Source organism: Mesocryomonas lacus (assembly GCF_055730105.2).
This window is the reverse complement of the sequence record NZ_JBUZWF020000007.1, coordinates 62,761-79,514: the sequence shown is the minus strand read 5'-3', so window position 1 is coordinate 79,514 and position 16,754 is coordinate 62,761. Positions and strand designations below refer to the sequence as shown.

Sequence of the window (16,754 nt, the reverse complement as noted above, 5' to 3'; positions counted from 1 at the left end):
CGCTGACCCTCCTCATCTCGATCCTGATGACGGTCGCGGCCGCCGCGACGCCGATCCTCATCGCCGCGCTCGGTGAACTGGTGGCGGAGAAGTCGGGCGTTCTCAATCTCGGCGTCGAGGGCATGATGCTGATCGGCGCCGTCACCGGCTTCGCCGTCGCGGTTACCACCGGCAGCCCGGCGCTTGGCTGCGTCGCGGCGATGCTCGCGGCCGCCGCCGCATCGCTCGTCTTCGCTGTGCTGACGCTCAGCCTCAGCGCCAACCAGGTGGCGACGGGCCTTGCGCTGACCATCTTCGGCACCGGCGTCTCGGCGCTGGTTGGCGCGCCCTTCGTCGGCATCACCACGGCGACGCTCGGCCTCGTTTTCCCGCCGAGCTTGGCCAGCGACCCGGTGCTGCGCGTCGTCTTCGGCCATTCGCCGCTGGTCTACTTCGCGCTGATCCTCACTCTCGCGGTCTGGTGGTTCCTCAAGCACAGCCGGGCAGGGCTGATCCTCAGGGCCGTTGGCGAGTCCGACACGGCGGCGCATTCGATCGGCTATCCCGTGCTGAAGGTGCGCTATGCCGCGGTGCTGTTCGGCGGGGCGATGGCCGGGCTCGCCGGCTGCTACTACTCGCTGGTGCTGACGCCGATGTGGGCGGAGCGGCTGACCGCCGGGCGCGGCTGGATCGCCATCGCGCTCGTCGTCTTCGCCTCCTGGCGGCCCGGCCGGCTGGCGCTTGGCGCCTACCTCTTCGGCGCGGTGATCACGCTGGAGCTGCAGGCGAAGGCCGCGGGCTTCTCGGCCTTTGCGCCGGAGTTCCTGTCGGCGCTGCCGTATCTCGCGACCGTCGTGGTGCTCGCGCTGATCTCGATGGGGCGGGGCAACGGCAGCACGGCCGCTCCTGCCTGCCTCGGCAAGCCGTTCCGGGCGTCGGCGTGAGCCGGCGATCGCATCCAATCTTCGTACACAATCGGTGTGCGCAAACCGTCCCGTATCCCACTGAGAAGGAGTGTCCCATGCTCGAGATCACCCGGCGCCGGCTTCTGGCAGGCGGCGCTTCGCTGCTCGCTTTGTCCGCCCTCAACCTCGTCCCCGGCTTCAGCGGCCTTGCCGCTGCGCAAGAGAAGAAGGACAAGGTGAAGGCCGCCTTCGTCTATGTCGGCCCGGTCGGCGACTACGGCTATTCCTTCGCCCACGACCAGGGCCGCAAGTTCCTGGCCGAGAAGCTCGGCGACAAGGTCGAGACGAGCTTCGTCGAGAACGTCGCGGAAGGCCCGGACGCCGAGCGCGTCATCCGCCAGCTGGCGCAGGACGGCAACGACATCATCTTCACGACCTCCTTCGGCTTCATGCAGCCGACCGCGAAAGTCGCCAAGCAGTTCCCGAACGTGAAGTTCGAGCACGCCACGGGCTTCACCACCGGCGCCAACATGGGCATCTACAACTCGCGCTTCTACGAGGGCCGCGCCGTGCTTGGCACCATCGCCGGCATGATGTCGAAGAGCGGCAAGGGCGGCTATGTCGCCTCCTTCCCGATCCCGGAAGTCGTGATGGGCATCAACGCCTTCACGCTGGCCGCCCGCAAGGTGAACCCGAAGTTCGAGACCCAGGTCGTCTGGGTCAATTCCTGGTACGACCCCGCCAAGGAGGCTGACGCCGCCAAGGCGCTGATGGACCAGGGCGCCGACGTCATCACCCAGCACACGGACTCGCCGGGCCCGCTGCAGGCCGCCGAGCAGCGTGGCGCCATCGCCTTCGGCCAGGCCTGGGACATGCAGAGCTTCGCGCCCAACGCCCATATGACCGCGATCGTCGATCATTGGGGCCCGCATTACGTGACCTCGGTGCAGGCCGTGCTCGACGGCACCTGGAAGCCGGGCGACGTCTGGGGCGGCATGAAGGAGGACTTCGTCGAGATGTCGCCTTTCAACCCGAAAATGCCGGAGGACGTGAAGGCCGCCGCGCAGAAGATCGTCGATGGCACCAAGGACGGTTCGTATAAGGTGTTCACCGGCCCGATCAACGACCAGTCGGGCGCCGAGAAGGTGCCGGCGGGAACCGCCATTCCGGACGGCGATCTGCTGAAGATGGATTGGTATGTGGAAGGCGTGAAGTCGTAAGGCTTCGGATTTTCGTGATCGAGCGGGGCTCACCCCCCTCTGCCCTGCCGGGCATCTCCCCCTCAAGGGGGGAGATCGAGCGCGTTAAGGGCGGCGACTAGCTGATCTCCCCCCTTGAGGGGGAGATGGGCGGCAGCTCAGAGGGGGGTGTGCGCCGCCACCCGCCCAAAGTTCGTAACCAAGCAGGCAAGGCATGGCCCCATACCTCTACGAATGGCTGAGTTTTGCGGTGCGCTGGTTGCACGTGGTGACGGCGATGGCGTGGATCGGCTCGTCGTTCTACTTCATCGCGCTCGATCTCGGGCTTCGCAAGTCGCGCCAGCTGCCGCCGGGTGTCGGCGGCGAGGCCTGGCAGGTGCATGGCGGCGGGTTCTATCACGTGCAGAAGTACATGGTGGCGCCGGCTGATATGCCGGAGGACCTCACCTGGTTCAAATGGGAGAGCTACGCCACCTGGCTGTCGGGCGCGGCTTTGCTGTTCCTCGTCTACTATCTCGGCGCCGAGCTCTATCTGATCGATCCCGAACGCGCCGACCTGCCGGTCTGGGGTGCCTCGGCGATCGGCATCTTCGGCATCCTCGCGGGCTGGGTGTTCTACGACCTCCTCTGCAAGTCGCCACTGGCGAAGAACGACACGGCGCTGCTGGCGGTCCTCTTCGTCTACGTCGTCACCGCCTCCTTCCTGTTCTCCCAGGTGTTCTCAGGGCGCGGCGCGATGCTGCACACCGGCGCGATGATCGCGACGATTATGACCGCCAACGTCTTCCGGCTGATCATCCCGAACCAGACCATCGTCGTCGCCGACCTGAAGGCGGGGCGCACGCCGGCGGCCCATCTCGGCGCCCAGGCCAAGCAGCGCTCGCTGCACAACAACTACCTGACGCTGCCGGTCATCTTCCTGATGCTGTCGAACCATTATCCGCTGGCCTTCGCCACGAAATGGAACTGGGCGATCGCCGGGCTGGTGCTGCTGATCGGCGCAGTGATCCGGCACTATTTCAACACGCTGCACCGGACGCACGTGAAGCTCTGGTGGTGCTGGGCGGTGGCGGCCGTGCTGTTTGCCGCCGTGATCACGCTGTCCGGCTTTCCCGGCTGGCGGGCGGCGCCGGGTGAAGCTGCCGCGGCGCCTGTGGCCCGCGGGTGGACCAAGGACCCGCAGATCGCGCTCGCCCGGTCGCCGCATTTCGCCGAGGCCGAGGCGATCGTCCAGGCGCGCTGCGCGATGTGCCACGCCCGCGAACCGCTCTGGCCCGGCATGGTGCATCCGCCGAAAAACGTTCTCCTCGAGACGTCCGACGACATCGTCCACAATGCCGGCCTGATCGAGGTGCAGGCTGTACGCAGCCATGCGATGCCGCCTGGCAACATCACCGGCCTCGAGCCGGAGGAGCGCCGCCGGCTCTCCGCCTGGATCGACGCGGCCGACGGGATTTACACGCGATGAGCCTGCCCCCTTTGAAGACCCGCAAGACCGCGCTGCGCGGACGTCTTGTCTCGTTCGACGCCGAGCCCTCGACCTCCTCGAAGGCCGTGCGCTTCATCGAAGACGGGCTTCTCGTCTTCGAAGACGGCATCATCACCGAGATCGGCGACGCCACCGAGATCCTGAAGCGGTTGCCGGTGGACGTCGCAGTCACCGACCACCGGCCGTATTTGATCATGCCGGGCTTCGTCGATCCGCACCTGCACATGCCGCAGACCCAGGTGATCGGCTCCTACGGCACCGAACTTCTGGACTGGCTGGCGAACTACACCTTTCCCGAGGAGAGCCGCTACCACGACCCCGATCTCTGCGCGGCCGCTTCGCTCTTCCTCGTCGAGGAGCTGCTGCGCTGCGGCACGACGACGGCGGCGGTCTACTGCACCTCGCATCCCGCCAGCGTCGACGCCCTGTTCGGCGAGGCCATGCGGCGGGGCATGCGGCTGATCGCCGGCAAGGTGATGATGGACCGCAATGCGCCGGAGGCGCTGCTCGACACGGCCGAGCGCGGCTACGAGGAGTCCAAGGCGCTGATCGCGCGCTGGCACGGGCAAGGGCGGCTGTCCTACGCCATCACGCCGCGCTTCGCGCCGACCTCCACCGAGGCGCAGCTGCGCACCGCCGGGGCGCTGGCGGTCGAATATCCCGACATGCACATCCAGACGCATCTCTCCGAGAACCACGGCGAGATCGCCTTCGTGCGCGAGCTCTTCCCTTGGTCGAAGGACTATACCGAAGTCTACGAGCGCTACGGCCTGGTGCGCGACCGCGCGCTGTTCGGCCATTGCATCCACCTGACCGAGCGCGAGCGCACGGCGCTCGCCGATGCTGGCGCCTCGGCGATCTTCTGCCCGACCTCGAACCTCTTTCTCGGCTCCGGCCTTTTCGATCTCGCGGCGATGAAGACGGCGGGCATCAAGGTGGGGCTCGCCACCGACATCGGCGGCGGGACCAGCTACTCCCTGCTGACGACGGCGATGGAGGCCTACAAGGTGCTGGCCCTCCAGCGCCAGACGCTTCCGGCTTTCGAGGCTTTCCACATGCTGACCGCCGGCAATGCCGCGGCGATCGGAATGGAGGACCGGATCGGCCGGCTGGCACCGGGCTATGAGGCGGATGTCGTTGTGCTCGACGGTCATGCCACGATGGCGCTGCAGCAGCGGATGGAGCGGGTAACGTCGCTGGCCGAGGAACTCTTCGTGCTGATGACCATGGGCGACGACCGCGTGGTGGCGGCGACCTATGTCGCGGGCAAGAGGGTGCACGACCGCCAGGCGTTCACCCACCGGCCGATGGAGGATCGGCCGGAGTTTCCGTTGCGGGCAGCCGAACTGCCGGCGGAATCACTGGCCGCCCCCGACGACCAGTAGGGCGCCGCCCCCGCTTTTCTCCCGGCCAAAGCGGGACAAATGCGCTGATCGGGCTATCTCTACCCGCGACGGCCGGCGCCGCGCGCCTGCCGGGAGCGAAACGCTGAGGAGAATGCGATGCGACTGGTACGATTTGGCGCCCCTGGCGAGGAGAAGCCGGGACTGATCGACGCGGAACACGTGCTGCGCGACCTGTCTGGCGAAATCGATGACCTGTCCGGGGCGCATCTGTCGCGCGCCGGGCTGGAGCGCATCCGGGCGCTCGACCCGAAGAGCCTGCCGAAGGCCGACCCGTCGCACCGCCTCGGCCCTTGCGTCGGCCGCGTCGGCAACTTCATCGCTGTCGGGCTCAACTATGCCGACCACGCCGCCGAGACCGGCGCCCCGATCCCGGCCGAGCCGATCCTGTTCAACAAGGCGCCGTCCTCGATTGTCGGCCCGCATGACGACGTGATCGCGCCGAAGAACTCGACCAAGCTCGACTGGGAGGTCGAGATCGCCATCGTCATCGGCGAGGAGGCGCACAACGTCTCCGAGGCCGACGCGCTCGACTACGTCGCCGGCTACTGCCTTTGCAATGACGTGTCCGAGCGTGCCTGGCAGACCGAGCGCGGCGGCCAGTGGATGAAGGGCAAGGGCGCTCCGACCTTCGGACCGCTCGGCCCCTGGCTGGTGACGCAGGACGAGATCGCGGACGTCCAGGCCGTCGACCTCTGGCTCGACGTCAACGGCGAGCGCATGCAGACCGGCTCGACCGCGACGATGATCTTCCCGATCAAGAAGATCGTCTCCTACATCTCGGAGTTCATTCTCCTGCAGCCCGGCGACGTCATCACCACCGGCACGCCGCCCGGTGTCGCCATGGGCATGAAGCCGCCGCGCTGGCTGAAGGCTGGCGACATCATGACCCTTGGCGGGTCCCATCTCGGCGAACAGCGCCAGACGGTGAAAGCCTACGCCGCGTAGACACTTACGCCGCGTTTGCCCCGTTCGCGCCGAAGAAAGCGCGCGAACGGGCGCAACCCGTAAGCAGCTCGGCTGTTCTCCCCCAAAGCGCTGCAGTGCGAAGAGACCGGAATGCCGACGGCATGGCGCGATCTTGGCGCGCGTAGCGTCCTCGCATTCAAGCTCGGAAGGGTCATCATGGCCAGTGCCACCGAAACACCCCGCAAGCCCTCGAAGATCGTCGCCCCCAAGGTGCCTGTCGATGCCCGCCTGCAGGTGTTGGCCGACAGCCGCATGGTCATCGAAGGCGTCTCCCCGGAGATCGACGGCGGTCGTTTCGCCGTCAAGCGCGTCGAGAACGAGCCGCTGATCGTCGAGGCCGACATCTACTGCGACGGCCACGAGCAGCTGGGCGCGGCGGTGGTCTACGGCGCAGCCGGCGGAGAACTGCGCGAAAAGCAGTTCACCTTCGTGGAGAACGACCGGTGGCAAGCCGAGATCGCGTTCGAGACGCCGGGGCCGCATCGCTACTCCGTCATCGCCTGGCGCGATCTGTACGCCACGTGGCGCTACGAGGCGGAGAAGAAGAAGACCGCTGGCCTCGACATCACGCTGGAGCTGACCGAAGGGCGCCAGCTGATCATCGATGCCGCGACCTCCGACCGCGGCAGCGCGGCCGACCGCGCCGCGCTGAAGTCGCTGGTTCAGACGCTGGAGCAGCTGCAGGCCAAGGGCGACGCTGACACGCAGTACACGCTGATGATGGATGCCGAGACGGTGCGCATCCTCATCGAGACCGGCATGCGCACCAATCTGACGCGCTATCCCATCGACGTGCCGGTCTGGGTCGACCGTGAGCGGGCGGCGTTCAGCGCCTGGTACGAGCTGATGCCGCGCTCGCAGTCGGGCGACGTCAACCGCCACGGCACGTTCGACGACGTCATCGCGCGCCTGCCGGACATCCAGGAAATGGGCTTCGACGTCCTCTATTTCCCGCCGATCCACCCGATCGGCAAGCTCAACCGCAAGGGCAAGAACAACACCCTGACGCCAGGTCCAGACGATCCGGGCAGCCCGTATGCCATCGGCTCGGAGGAGGGCGGCCATGATGCGCTGCATCCCGAGCTCGGCACGTTCGAGGATTTTGCTCGGCTGGTCGAGAAGACTGCCGAGCACGGCATGGAGATCGCGATCGACTTCGCGATCCAGTGCTCGCCCGACCATCCCTGGATCAAGCAGCATCCGGAATGGTTTGACTGGCGGCCGGACGGCACCATCAAGTTCGCCGAGAACCCGCCGAAGAAGTACGAGGACATCGTCAACGTCCACTTCTACCGCGGCGCCATTCCCTCGCTCTGGTACGAGCTGCGCGACATCGTGCTGTTCTGGGTCGACAAGGGCGTGAAGATCTTCCGCGTCGACAACCCGCACACCAAGCCCTTCCCGTTCTGGGAGTGGATGATCGAGGAAGTGCGCAAGGTCGAGCCCGGCGCGATCTTCCTCGCGGAGGCGTTCACGCGGCCGAAGCCGATGAAGCGGCTGGCGAAGGTCGGCTACAACCAGTCCTATTCGTACTTCACCTGGCGGAACCTGAAATGGGAGCTGGAGCAGTACCTGACCGAGCTGACCACGACGGAAGCGGCCGAGTACATGCGGCCGAACTTCTTCGTCAACACGCCGGACATCAACCCGCGCTACCTGCAGACCTCGGGCCGTCCGGGCTTCCAGATCCGACTGGCGCTGGCGGCGACGCTCGGCGGCAATTACGGCGTCTACTCCGGCTACGAGCTTTGCGAGTACCTGCCGGTGCTCGGCAAGGAAGAGTATCTCAACTCCGAGAAGTACGAGATCCGTGCCTTCGACTGGAAGGCGCCGGGTAACATCCGCGACGACATCGCCTTCTTCAACCGCATCCGTCAGTCAGAGCCGGCGCTGCGCTCGTTCCGCGACCTCGCCTTCTACAATTTCTGGAACGACAACGTCCTCTACTACGGCAAGCGGACGCCCGACGGCTCAAGCTTCCTCCTGTTTATCGTCAACCTCGATCCGCACAATCCGCAGGGCGGCAATTTCGAGGTCCCGCTGTGGGAACTCGGGCTGCCGGACGATGGCGTGGTGCATGTCGAGAATCTTGCAAACGGCCAGCAGTTCGACTGGCAAGGCAAGATCCAGAACTGGTGGCTGGACCCGGCCGCGACGCCTTACGTTGCGCTGCGCATCACCGTCTGAGCAACGGGAGCCGACCTTCCCGTGCCCGCCGGGCGCTAAGCGCCGTCCCCTGGTTCCCGCTGCCCTCGGCAGCGTGGACCGGCGATCAGAGAGCGATCTTTCATGACCTCATCGACCCCCGCTGCCACCGACACGAACGCCGCACCGCCGCTGACCCTTTCCGACGGACCGCTTCATGCCGTCCTGACGCCCGAGGCGCAGCAGGAGATTGCCCGACTGCTGCCGGAGTTTCTCGGCCGGCAGCGCTGGTTCTCCGGCCGCAACCGCGGTGCGGGCGAGACGGAGCTCAAAGTTCTTGGTGTGCCCGCGCCGGGCGATGGCCGCCATCTCCTGACGGAGACGGTGACTCGGACCGCCGCCGGCGAGCAGCGCTATCTGTTGCCGCTGAGCACGCGGTTCGACGAAGGGCATGACGGGGCGGCCAGCCTGCCGCACCGCCTGACGGCGATCGACCAGGGCATGCGCCCGGGCTCCCTGATCGACGGGACCCGCGATGCGGCTTTTGCCGCCATCGTCACCGCGCTCATCGCCGATGGCCGCGATGTCGACCTCGGCAATGGCCGGCTCGAGATCATCGCCTCGCCGCTTGCCGGTGATGTGCTGGAGCGTGCCCGCGCCGTCGCGCCGGAGCGCATCCGGGTGATCTCCGGCGAGCAGTCGAACACCTCGATTCTGATCGGCGACGTCGGCGTGCTGAAGTTCTACCGTCTGCTCCGCGATGGCGTGCAGCCGGAACTCGAGGTGACGCGGTTCCTGACCGACCACACCGACTTCACCGGCACGCCGGCGCTGTTCGGCTCGATCGAACTCGTGCGGCCCGACGGCACGCGCGCCGCGGTCGCGGCAATGTTCAAGCTGGCGGAGAACCAGGGCGACGCCTGGACGGTGGTCACCGAGGCACTGGCGGCGTCGCTCGCCGCCGGCACGGCCGGGGCAAGCGATGACGGCCACGGCACGGTCGTCGGCCGCCGCACAGGCGAGATGCACGCGGCGCTCGCCACCGTGACGGGCGATGCGGACTTTGATCCCGAGCCGGTCGATGCGGCAGCGCTCGCCCATTTTGTCGGCGGCGCCAAGGCCGGGGCCGCCGAGTCGCTCGGCGTCCTCCAGCAGATCCGCGGTTCCGTGGGCGGAGATGTGGCGCCCGACATCGACCGCCTTCTGGCGGCCGAGCCTGCCATCATGGCATGGTTCGACGGATTTGCCGGCACCGCTATCGCCAGCCACCGGACCCGCATTCACGGCGACTATCACCTCGGCCAGCTGCTGGTCTCCGGCGACGACGTGGTAATCCTCGACTTCGAGGGAGAGCCGGGCGCGCCGCTGGAGGAGCGCCGGGAAAAATCCTCGCCGCTGCGTGACGTCGCTGGCATGTTGCGCTCGTTCGACTATGCGGCCTTCGCAGCGCTCGACCAGGCGGTGCCGGTCACAGATCAAGCCTACGATACGCGGCGGGCGATGGCGGCGGCGTGGCGCGATGAGGTCAGTGCCGCCTTCCTATCCGCTTGGAGCGAGGCGTCCGGCCTGTCGCTCGATGATGCGGGGTCGGCGCAGCTGCTCGATCTCTTCATCCTGCAAAAGGCCTTCTACGAACTGAAGTACGAGGCGGCGTCGCGCCCGGCTTGGCTGTCGATCCCGCTGCGCGGCATCATTTCCCTTCTCGAAAAACGACAGGTTCTGTGATGAACATCACCGCCACGACCCCGAAGACCCCCGAGCATCGTCCCAATGAGTGGGAGGCGCAGGAAATCGCGCGCGGCACGCACGGCGACCCCTTCGCCATTCTTGGCCCCAAATTCTCCGAGGGCGGCGCCATCATCCGGGCATTCCGGCCGGGCGCCGAAACCGCGACCGTCGTCGACGCTTCGGGCAAGGCACTGGGCAGGCTCGAGCCGGTGCTGGGCGAGGGCTTTCACTCCGGCTACGTCGCCGGTCTGAAGCAAGGCGATACCTATCGCTTCAAGTTCACGCACGGCACCGACGACTGGCTCGAGGACGATGCCTACCGGTTTGGCCCGATCCTTGGCGAACTCGACGTCTACCTCCTGGCGGAAGGCTCGCACTCCCGCCTCTATGAGAAGTTCGGTGCGCACCCGACGGAGATGGACGGCATTGCCGGCACGAGCTTCGTTGTCTTGGCGCCCGATGCCCGCCGGGTATCGGTGGTCGGTAACTTCAACTCCTGGGACGGCCGCCGCAACGTCATGCGCAAGCGGCATGAATGCGGTTGCTTCGAGATCTTCATCCCCGGCATCGGCCGGGGCGAGGTTTACAAGTTCGAGATCATCGGCCCGCACGGCGAGGTCCTGCCGCTGAAGCAGGATCCGGTCGGCTTCCTTCAGGAAGAGGCGCCGGCCACCGCGTCGATCGTCGACGGGCTGGTGCAGCACGACTGGAAGGACCATGCCTTCACGTCGAAGCCGCGCGACTGGCAGGATGCCGGCAAGCCGATCTCGATCTACGAGGTGCATCTCGGTTCTTGGCGCCGCGGCGACGGCGACACCATGCTGGACTATGACCAGATCGCCGGGCAGCTGGTGCCTTACGTCAAGGAGATGGGCTTTACCCATGTCGAGCTGATGCCGGTCTCCGAGCACCCGTTCTACGGTTCGTGGGGCTACCAGCCGATCGGCCTCTACGCCACGACCTCGCGCTACGGCTCGCCCGAGGCGTTCGCACGGCTGGTCGATGCGCTGCACCAGGCGGATATTGGCGTGCTGCTTGACTGGGTGCCGGGACACTTCCCGACCGACATCCACGGCCTCGCGCGCTTCGACGGCACGGCGCTCTACGAGCACCCGGATCCGCGACGCGGCTTCCATCAGGACTGGAACACGCTGATCTACGATTACGGTCGGACCGAGATCAAGAATTTCCTCGTCTCTAACGCGCTGTTCTGGCTCGATCGCTTCCACATTGATGGCCTGCGCGTCGATGCGGTCGCGTCGATGCTTTACCTCGACTACTCCCGCAAGGAGGGCGAGTGGGAACCCAACATCCACGGCGGCCGCGAGAACCTCGAGGCCATCGCCTTCCTCAAGGAGACCAATGAGAAGGTCGGTGGCTACTATCCGAATGCGACGACCCATGCCGAGGAATCGACGTCCTTCCCGGACGTCTCGCGGCCGACCTATGCCGGCGGTCTCGGCTTCCACTTCAAGTGGAACATGGGCTGGATGCACGACACTCTGCACTACATGCAGGAAGACCCGGTCAACCGCCGCTACCACCATCACCACATGACCTTCGGCATGGTCTACGCCTACTCCGAGAACTTCATCCTGCCGCTCAGCCATGATGAGGTCGTCTACGGGAAGGGCTCGCTGCTCGACAAGATGCCGGGCGACCACTGGCAGAAGTTCGCGAACCTTCGCGCCTATCTCGGCTTCATGTGGAGCCATCCCGGCAAGAAGCTGATCTTCATGGGCGGCGAGTTCGCGCAGCAGAAGGAATGGAACCACGACCAGTCGCTCGACTGGCACCTGCTGGACGATCCCTCGCATGCGGGCATGCAGCGGCTGGTGCGCGACCTCAACACGCTCTACCGCGAGATCCCGGCGCTGCACGAGCTGGACTGTGACGCGGCCGGTTTCGAGTGGATCGACACCCAGAACTCGGAGGAGAGCGTTATCGCCTTCCTGCGCAAGGATGCGCTGGGCAATCCGGTGCTAATCGTCTCGAACTTCACGCCGGTGCCGCGCCACGGCTACCGGATCGGCGTGCCGATCGCCGGCGAGTGGGTGGAGCGGATGAACACCGACGCCGACCTCTACGGCGGCTCGAATGTCGGCAACATGGGCGCCAAGACGGCGGACGAATGGTCGGTCAACGGCCGGCCCTATTCGCTGTCGCTGACCTTGCCGCCGCTCTCGACCATCGTGCTGGTCTCGGCCTCCGCGGCAGTCTGACAGCGCAACATCATCCAAACGCTAAGGGGCACCCTCGCGGGTGCCCCTTTTGCATGACCACTCTTGATGCTCTGCCACTTAGAGAGCGCCTGCCATTTCGAGATCGCCGTTGGAAACGGCCAAACCGTTTCGACCCGCTCGCTTGGCCCGGTACAGTGCCTCGTCCGCTTCCCGCAGCAGTTCACCGAGATCCAGCGACTGTGGAGGGATGGCGAGGCCAGCGCTGACCGTTGCGCCAACCGGTCGTCCGGCCACTTCCCGCGCCGCGGCTGCAAAATCCTCGATAATGGACAGCGCCTTCCGGCGGGCGGCGCTCTCTGTATCGCCCGGCAGCAGCAAGGCGAACTCCTCCCCTCCAAGACGGCCGAAAAGGTCAGCGGGGGTGAGTTGCGCCTGCGCCACGCGGCAGAAGAGCTTCAGGATCTCGTCGCCCAGCGCATGTCCGTACTGGTCGTTGATCTGTTTGAAATGATCGAGATCGAAGATCAGCGCGGCCACGGCACCCCGTTCGGCAATCTCGCGCCGGGCCTGTTCGGTGAAGGCTCGCCGGTTGGCGACACCGGTCAGGTAGTCGACCTGGTATTCGGCGATCAGCAGTTTCTCGCTGCGCTCCCGTGTCATCGCGAGGTAGAGGTAGGTCGTGACGACGATGAACAGCACCGCCTCGAACATCACGATGACCATCGGCAAGCTGCCCGACCGCAGCGGATCGGCGGGGCTGGAGAAGATCGGCAGTGTCGCGATCCGGGCGAGATAGATGGTGCCGTGCAGGAGAAAGGCCCATCCGGCCTGGCGCGTCGCGACACGACCTTCGCGCGACCTGAGGAAACAACTGGCGGCGCCGAAGCTGTAGGCCGCGATGAGCGCCGAACTTAAGAGAATGCGAAGATCGACATTGGCGGCAAAGCTGGGGAAGGTCCAGGCCACCAGCCAGACCAGGACGCCTCCCAGCAGCAGAGGGATCAGAGCGCGCTGGCCGGTGAACTGTGCTGCGGCATGCCAGATCATCCCATAGCCGGCGACCAGGAGGGCATTCGACAGCCCGATCCCGATCGTGACAAACCCAAGCGCGCGCAGACTGCTGAGGAGGCCCGCTACCGCGATCGTGAGATAGCTGAAGCTCCACCACAGGAGTGACGGGGATCGCTGGCGCTGCCACTCCAGGGCCATTCTTCCGGCGGCCAGGAGGCTGATCCCGCACATCAGGTAGAACAGCGTCGGAACGTGTATCTGCATCGGGTTCGCCAGGCGTTGTCACTTTTATCCGGCTGGAACATCGCACGACCGGGTCGGCCGGCCCTGCCAGAAAAATCCCAGATGGGTAACTCATCCCATCGCAGCCTTGTTCTAGCGCCAGATGCGCAAAACTTCCTTTAAGATGCGGGTCCCTGCGTCCCGGCAACCGTCTCCAACTCGACGGGCACGACGTCCACGCTGTGCCGGCTCTTTTGCGAGCCGGAGGTAACGAAGAAACCGCCGATCGGGGCGACGTCGGCATAGTCGCGGCCGATGGCGACTTCGATATGGTCGGCGCCGGTGACGACGCCATTGGTCGGATCGAAGCCGACCCAGCCGGTCTCCGCGCCGAGCCAGACCTTGATCCAGGCGTGCATCGCGTCGGCGCCCTCGAGCCGCGGCCGCCCCGGCGGCGGCAAGGTGCGCAGGAAGCCGCTGACATAGGCGGTGGGAATGCCGAGCGCCCGGAGGCCGGCAATGCCGAGATGGGCAAAATCCTGACAGACCCCGCGGCGGGTGCGGAACACCGTTTCGACCGGCGTGTCGATGCGGGTCGAGCCGGGCGCGTAGGTGAAGTCGTCGTAGATCTGGCGGGTCAGGAACAGCACCGCGTCGCCGCCGGAGCTGGCCGGGGCGAGGGGGGCGCCGAGATAGGTGCCGATCTCGGCCGACTGGCGCACCAACCGGCTCGAAGCGAGGAAATGCACCGGGCTGAGGGGGCCGAAGTCGCGGCTGCGCAATGCGGCGTCGCGGATGTCCGCCAGCGTCGGCGTCGCGCCAAGATCGGGCGCCCTTGACTCGACGCGCACCCGGGCGCGCATCTCGACACTCAGCCGCTCGTGCGCCTTGCGCAAGAGGACATGGTCGATCTCGTTGCCGAAGAAATCATGCTCCGTGTTGTGCTCCTCGGCTTGCGGCAGCACGTTCAACGACTGGGCAATCGTGGTCTGGCCGGCGCCGTCACGCAGCCGGATGCGCAGGACGTGGCGCGCATCCTTGACGGCCGACGGGTAGACGGAGGCGATCTTCAGAGTGATGTCGTAGATCATTCGTGATCGAACCGTTCGACCGTTTCGCCAGGGTCAGAGGCGAAATAGCGCTGCGTCAAGAGATCGGAAAGGTCGGAGAAGTCGCCAGCGACCCTTTGCAGGAAGGCCTCGTCAACCTCCGTCGGCCCGGCCGTCGCAAGCCGCACCTGCAAGCGCGCGATCCGCCGCGCCAACTGGTCGAGCGTCTCGCCGGCGACGACGCCCGGCAGCTCGCCGATCGCCCGCTTCAGCGAGTTCACCTGATAGGCGACCGAGCGCGGATTGGCGGGGTCAAGGACGGTGAGGTCCAGCACCGTCTCGCGCGAGAGGGTCACGGTATAGCGGCGGCGGTAGGTGACGCGGCTGTCGGTGAACTCCAGCAGGACCTCGAAGGCGCCTTCGGGCACCTCGCCGGCGGTGACGGCGGCGGCGATCGCGGCGGTCATCGCGCCGCGCTCGATCCGACGACCGCATTTGAGGAAACGCCAGCCGGCGAACTGGTACATGTTCTCGCGCACCAGCCCGGTGAAGCCCGAGAGCCGGGTCATCACCTGGCTGGTCAGCGCGATCAGGTCCTCGTCGCCGCCGTGCTGCGTCGCATCGTCGAGGAGGTCGACGATCTCGCTCAGCGTCCGCCAGCCGTCGGGCGAGAAGCGGTCGCGGATGCGCGAGGCGGTGTTCAGCGCCGAGCGCGACAGTTTGAGGAGACCCGCGGCCGGATGCGCCGCGGTGACATCGACGCCGACGCGCTGCAGCAACTGGGCGACGCGCCGGTCGACAAGTCCTTGCCGGGCGGCTTCCGACTGTCGGGAGGCGTAGAGTCGCAACAGCCGCGTCGCGACTTCCGTGCGCTCGGTGTAGCGGCCGAGCCAGAACAAGTTGTCGGCAGCGCGGGCCGGCAAGGCGCCCGGACGCCGGCGCAGAAAGTTGCCGGTCGGCACTTCGCCGAGCAGCGTCAGCGGCTCCTCGTCGGTATCGGAAGTCACCCAGACATCAGTCGAACGCCCGCCCGCCTGCATCGACACCGCCTTGGCGTCGGTCTCGTCGGAAACCCGGGCGAAGCCGCCGGGCATGACGTGCCAGCCGGTCGCGTCGCGGGCGAGGAACACGCGCAGCGTCACCGGCCGGGCGACCAGCGTGTCGTCGAGGAAGACCGGGGCGGTCGACAGCGCGACGAGCTCCTGGCCGACGACGCCGGTGCCGCCGGCGTCGAGTTCGGCGGAAAGGCGGTCCTGCCGGTTTCCTGGGGGCGGATCGGAGGCGTGCGGGAAGGCGTCGGCGAGCGCCAGCCGGTGACGGTTGCGCGAGACGTGGTCGCGCTCTTCCGCCTGGCCGCACCACCAGGTGGCGATGGTCGGCAGTTCCAATGTCTCGCCGATCAGCGCCTTGGCAAGCGCCGGTTGGAAGGCAAGGAGCGCGCGCGTCTCGAGAATGCCGGAGCCGAGCGCATTGACCATCTGCAGCGATCCCGCGCGGATCGCCCGCAACAGGCCGGGCGTGCCGATGCGCGAGCGCTGGAACAGCTCCAGCGGATCGGCGAAGTCCGAGTCGAGGCGCCGCCACAGCACCTTCAGCGGTTCGAAGCCGTCGACGGTGCGCACCTCCACCGCATCGTCGTTGACGACGAGATCGCCGCCTTCGAGCAGCAGGAAGCCGAGATAGCGTGAGAGGTAGGCGTGCTCGAAATAGGTCTCGTTCATCGGGCCCGGCGTCAACACGCCGATGCGCTCGGTGCCGTCCTGGTTCAGCCGGAGCAAGGATTGCCGGAAGCGCTGGAAGAAGCCGGCGAGCCGCTGAACCCGCATGTCGGCGTTGAGATCGGGAAAGGCGCGCGAGGTGGCGACGCGGTTTTCCAGCGCGAAGCCGGCGCCCGACGGCGCCTGTGTGCGGTCGCCGAGCACCCACCAGCGCCCGTCCGGGCCGCGGCCGAGGTCGATGGCGATGAAGCGGATCAGCGGATCGCCGGCCAGGCCTTGATTGGCGATCGGCCGCAGGAATTCGGGGTTCTCGCCAACGATCACCGCCGGCAGGGTGCCGTTGGCGAGCAGCGTCCGCGCGCCATAGAGATCGCCGACCAGCGCTTCGAGGAAGCCGGCGCGCTGGACGAGGCCGCGTTCGAGCGCCGCCCATTCCGCCGCGCCGAGGATCAGCGGCGGGAAGGTCAACGGCCAGCTGCGCTCGTCGCGTTCTGCCTCGCCAGTGCCGCCATAGACGCGGTAGAAGACGCCGGCCTCGCGCAGGTACTGGCGGGCGCTCCGCACCCGGCCGGCGCGGTCGGACGCGGTCATCGCCGCCAGCGCCTCGGCGAGCGGGCTATAGTGCGGCCGGATGCTGCCATCGGCCGCCAGCATCTCGTCATAGACCCCCGCCGGCGGGTGGTAGCCCGCCAGCAGCGCGTCGAGCGCCAGGCCCTCTCGGGAAGCGGCGGCACTCATGGCTTGCCCGTCATCC

General features: G+C 66.8%; 11 protein-coding genes. 8 read left to right on the top strand and 3 right to left on the bottom strand.

What is annotated here, in order from left to right; genetic code table 11:
- Positions 1–2: 2 nt before the first annotated feature.
- The 8 genes from ACZLZQ_RS20645 to glgB all read left to right on the top strand — a co-directional run bounded on the left by ACZLZQ_RS20645 (position 3) and on the right by glgB (position 12,039).
- Positions 3–923 carry an ABC transporter permease gene (locus tag ACZLZQ_RS20645; RefSeq protein WP_472951099.1) on the top strand — a complete coding sequence of 307 codons (921 nt, stop codon included), beginning with the start codon at positions 3–5 and terminating at the stop codon, positions 921–923.
- Between the two features lie 77 nt (positions 924–1,000).
- A complete protein-coding gene (locus tag ACZLZQ_RS20640) occupies positions 1,001–2,104 on the top strand; it encodes a BMP family ABC transporter substrate-binding protein (protein ID WP_472950974.1) in 1,104 nt (367 codons plus the stop codon).
- 193 nt (positions 2,105–2,297) lie between these two features.
- Positions 2,298–3,551, top strand: a complete 1,254-nt coding sequence (locus ACZLZQ_RS20635) for a urate hydroxylase PuuD (protein ID WP_472950973.1) — start codon at positions 2,298–2,300, stop codon at positions 3,549–3,551.
- On the top strand, positions 3,548–4,957 hold the full coding sequence (guaD, locus tag ACZLZQ_RS20630) for a guanine deaminase (protein WP_472950972.1): 1,410 nt from the start codon (positions 3,548–3,550) through the stop codon (positions 4,955–4,957). The genes ACZLZQ_RS20635 and guaD overlap by 4 nt, the downstream gene beginning before the upstream one ends.
- A 117-nt stretch (positions 4,958–5,074) precedes the next feature.
- A complete protein-coding gene (locus ACZLZQ_RS20625) occupies positions 5,075–5,923 on the top strand; it encodes a fumarylacetoacetate hydrolase family protein (protein ID WP_472950971.1) in 849 nt (282 codons plus the stop codon).
- Positions 5,924–6,100: 177 nt separating this feature from the next.
- On the top strand, positions 6,101–8,131 hold the full coding sequence (locus ACZLZQ_RS20620) for an alpha-1,4-glucan--maltose-1-phosphate maltosyltransferase (RefSeq protein ID WP_472950970.1): 2,031 nt from the start codon (positions 6,101–6,103) through the stop codon (positions 8,129–8,131).
- Between the two features lie 102 nt (positions 8,132–8,233).
- Complete coding sequence (locus tag ACZLZQ_RS20615; RefSeq protein WP_472950969.1) at positions 8,234–9,814, top strand: putative maltokinase; 1,581 nt, start codon at positions 8,234–8,236, stop codon at positions 9,812–9,814.
- The gene (glgB, locus tag ACZLZQ_RS20610) at positions 9,814–12,039 is read left to right on the top strand and encodes a 1,4-alpha-glucan branching protein GlgB (protein ID WP_472950968.1); all 2,226 of its coding nucleotides are present in this window, start codon (positions 9,814–9,816) and stop codon (positions 12,037–12,039) included. The genes ACZLZQ_RS20615 and glgB overlap by 1 nt, the downstream gene beginning before the upstream one ends.
- A 78-nt stretch (positions 12,040–12,117) precedes the next feature.
- On the opposite strand, the gene ACZLZQ_RS20605 is transcribed toward glgB, so the two are convergent.
- From ACZLZQ_RS20605 to ACZLZQ_RS20595, 3 genes are all read right to left on the bottom strand, one after another.
- A complete protein-coding gene (locus tag ACZLZQ_RS20605; RefSeq protein ID WP_472950967.1) occupies positions 12,118–13,275 on the bottom strand; it encodes a GGDEF domain-containing protein in 1,158 nt (385 codons plus the stop codon).
- Positions 13,276–13,412: 137 nt separating this feature from the next.
- Positions 13,413–14,324: a transglutaminase family protein gene (locus ACZLZQ_RS20600; RefSeq protein ID WP_472950966.1), complete on the bottom strand. Its 912-nt coding sequence runs from the start codon at positions 14,322–14,324 to the stop codon at positions 13,413–13,415.
- Positions 14,321–16,738, bottom strand: coding sequence for a circularly permuted type 2 ATP-grasp protein (locus ACZLZQ_RS20595; protein ID WP_472950965.1), 2,418 nt, complete (start codon positions 16,736–16,738; stop codon positions 14,321–14,323). The genes ACZLZQ_RS20600 and ACZLZQ_RS20595 overlap by 4 nt, the downstream gene beginning before the upstream one ends.
- Between the last annotated feature and the right edge of the window lie 16 nt (positions 16,739–16,754).

Bases quoted from the DNA above. Each gene is read 5' to 3' on its own strand.
- glgB (WP_472950968.1), top strand. From the start codon at position 9,814: ATGAACATCACCGCCACGACCCCGAAGACCCCCGAGCATCGTCCCAAT.
- ACZLZQ_RS20635 (WP_472950973.1), top strand. From the start codon at position 2,298: ATGGCCCCATACCTCTACGAATGGCTGAGTTTTGCGGTGCGCTGGTTG.
- ACZLZQ_RS20640 (WP_472950974.1), top strand. From the start codon at position 1,001: ATGCTCGAGATCACCCGGCGCCGGCTTCTGGCAGGCGGCGCTTCGCTG.
- ACZLZQ_RS20620 (WP_472950970.1), top strand. From the start codon at position 6,101: ATGGCCAGTGCCACCGAAACACCCCGCAAGCCCTCGAAGATCGTCGCC.
- ACZLZQ_RS20605 (WP_472950967.1), bottom strand. From the start codon at position 13,275: ATGCAGATACACGTTCCGACGCTGTTCTACCTGATGTGCGGGATCAGC.
- ACZLZQ_RS20595 (WP_472950965.1), bottom strand. From the start codon at position 16,738: ATGAGTGCCGCCGCTTCCCGAGAGGGCCTGGCGCTCGACGCGCTGCTG.
- ACZLZQ_RS20625 (WP_472950971.1), top strand. From the start codon at position 5,075: ATGCGACTGGTACGATTTGGCGCCCCTGGCGAGGAGAAGCCGGGACTG.
- guaD (WP_472950972.1), top strand. From the start codon at position 3,548: ATGAGCCTGCCCCCTTTGAAGACCCGCAAGACCGCGCTGCGCGGACGT.
- ACZLZQ_RS20600 (WP_472950966.1), bottom strand. From the start codon at position 14,324: ATGATCTACGACATCACTCTGAAGATCGCCTCCGTCTACCCGTCGGCC.
- ACZLZQ_RS20615 (WP_472950969.1), top strand. From the start codon at position 8,234: ATGACCTCATCGACCCCCGCTGCCACCGACACGAACGCCGCACCGCCG.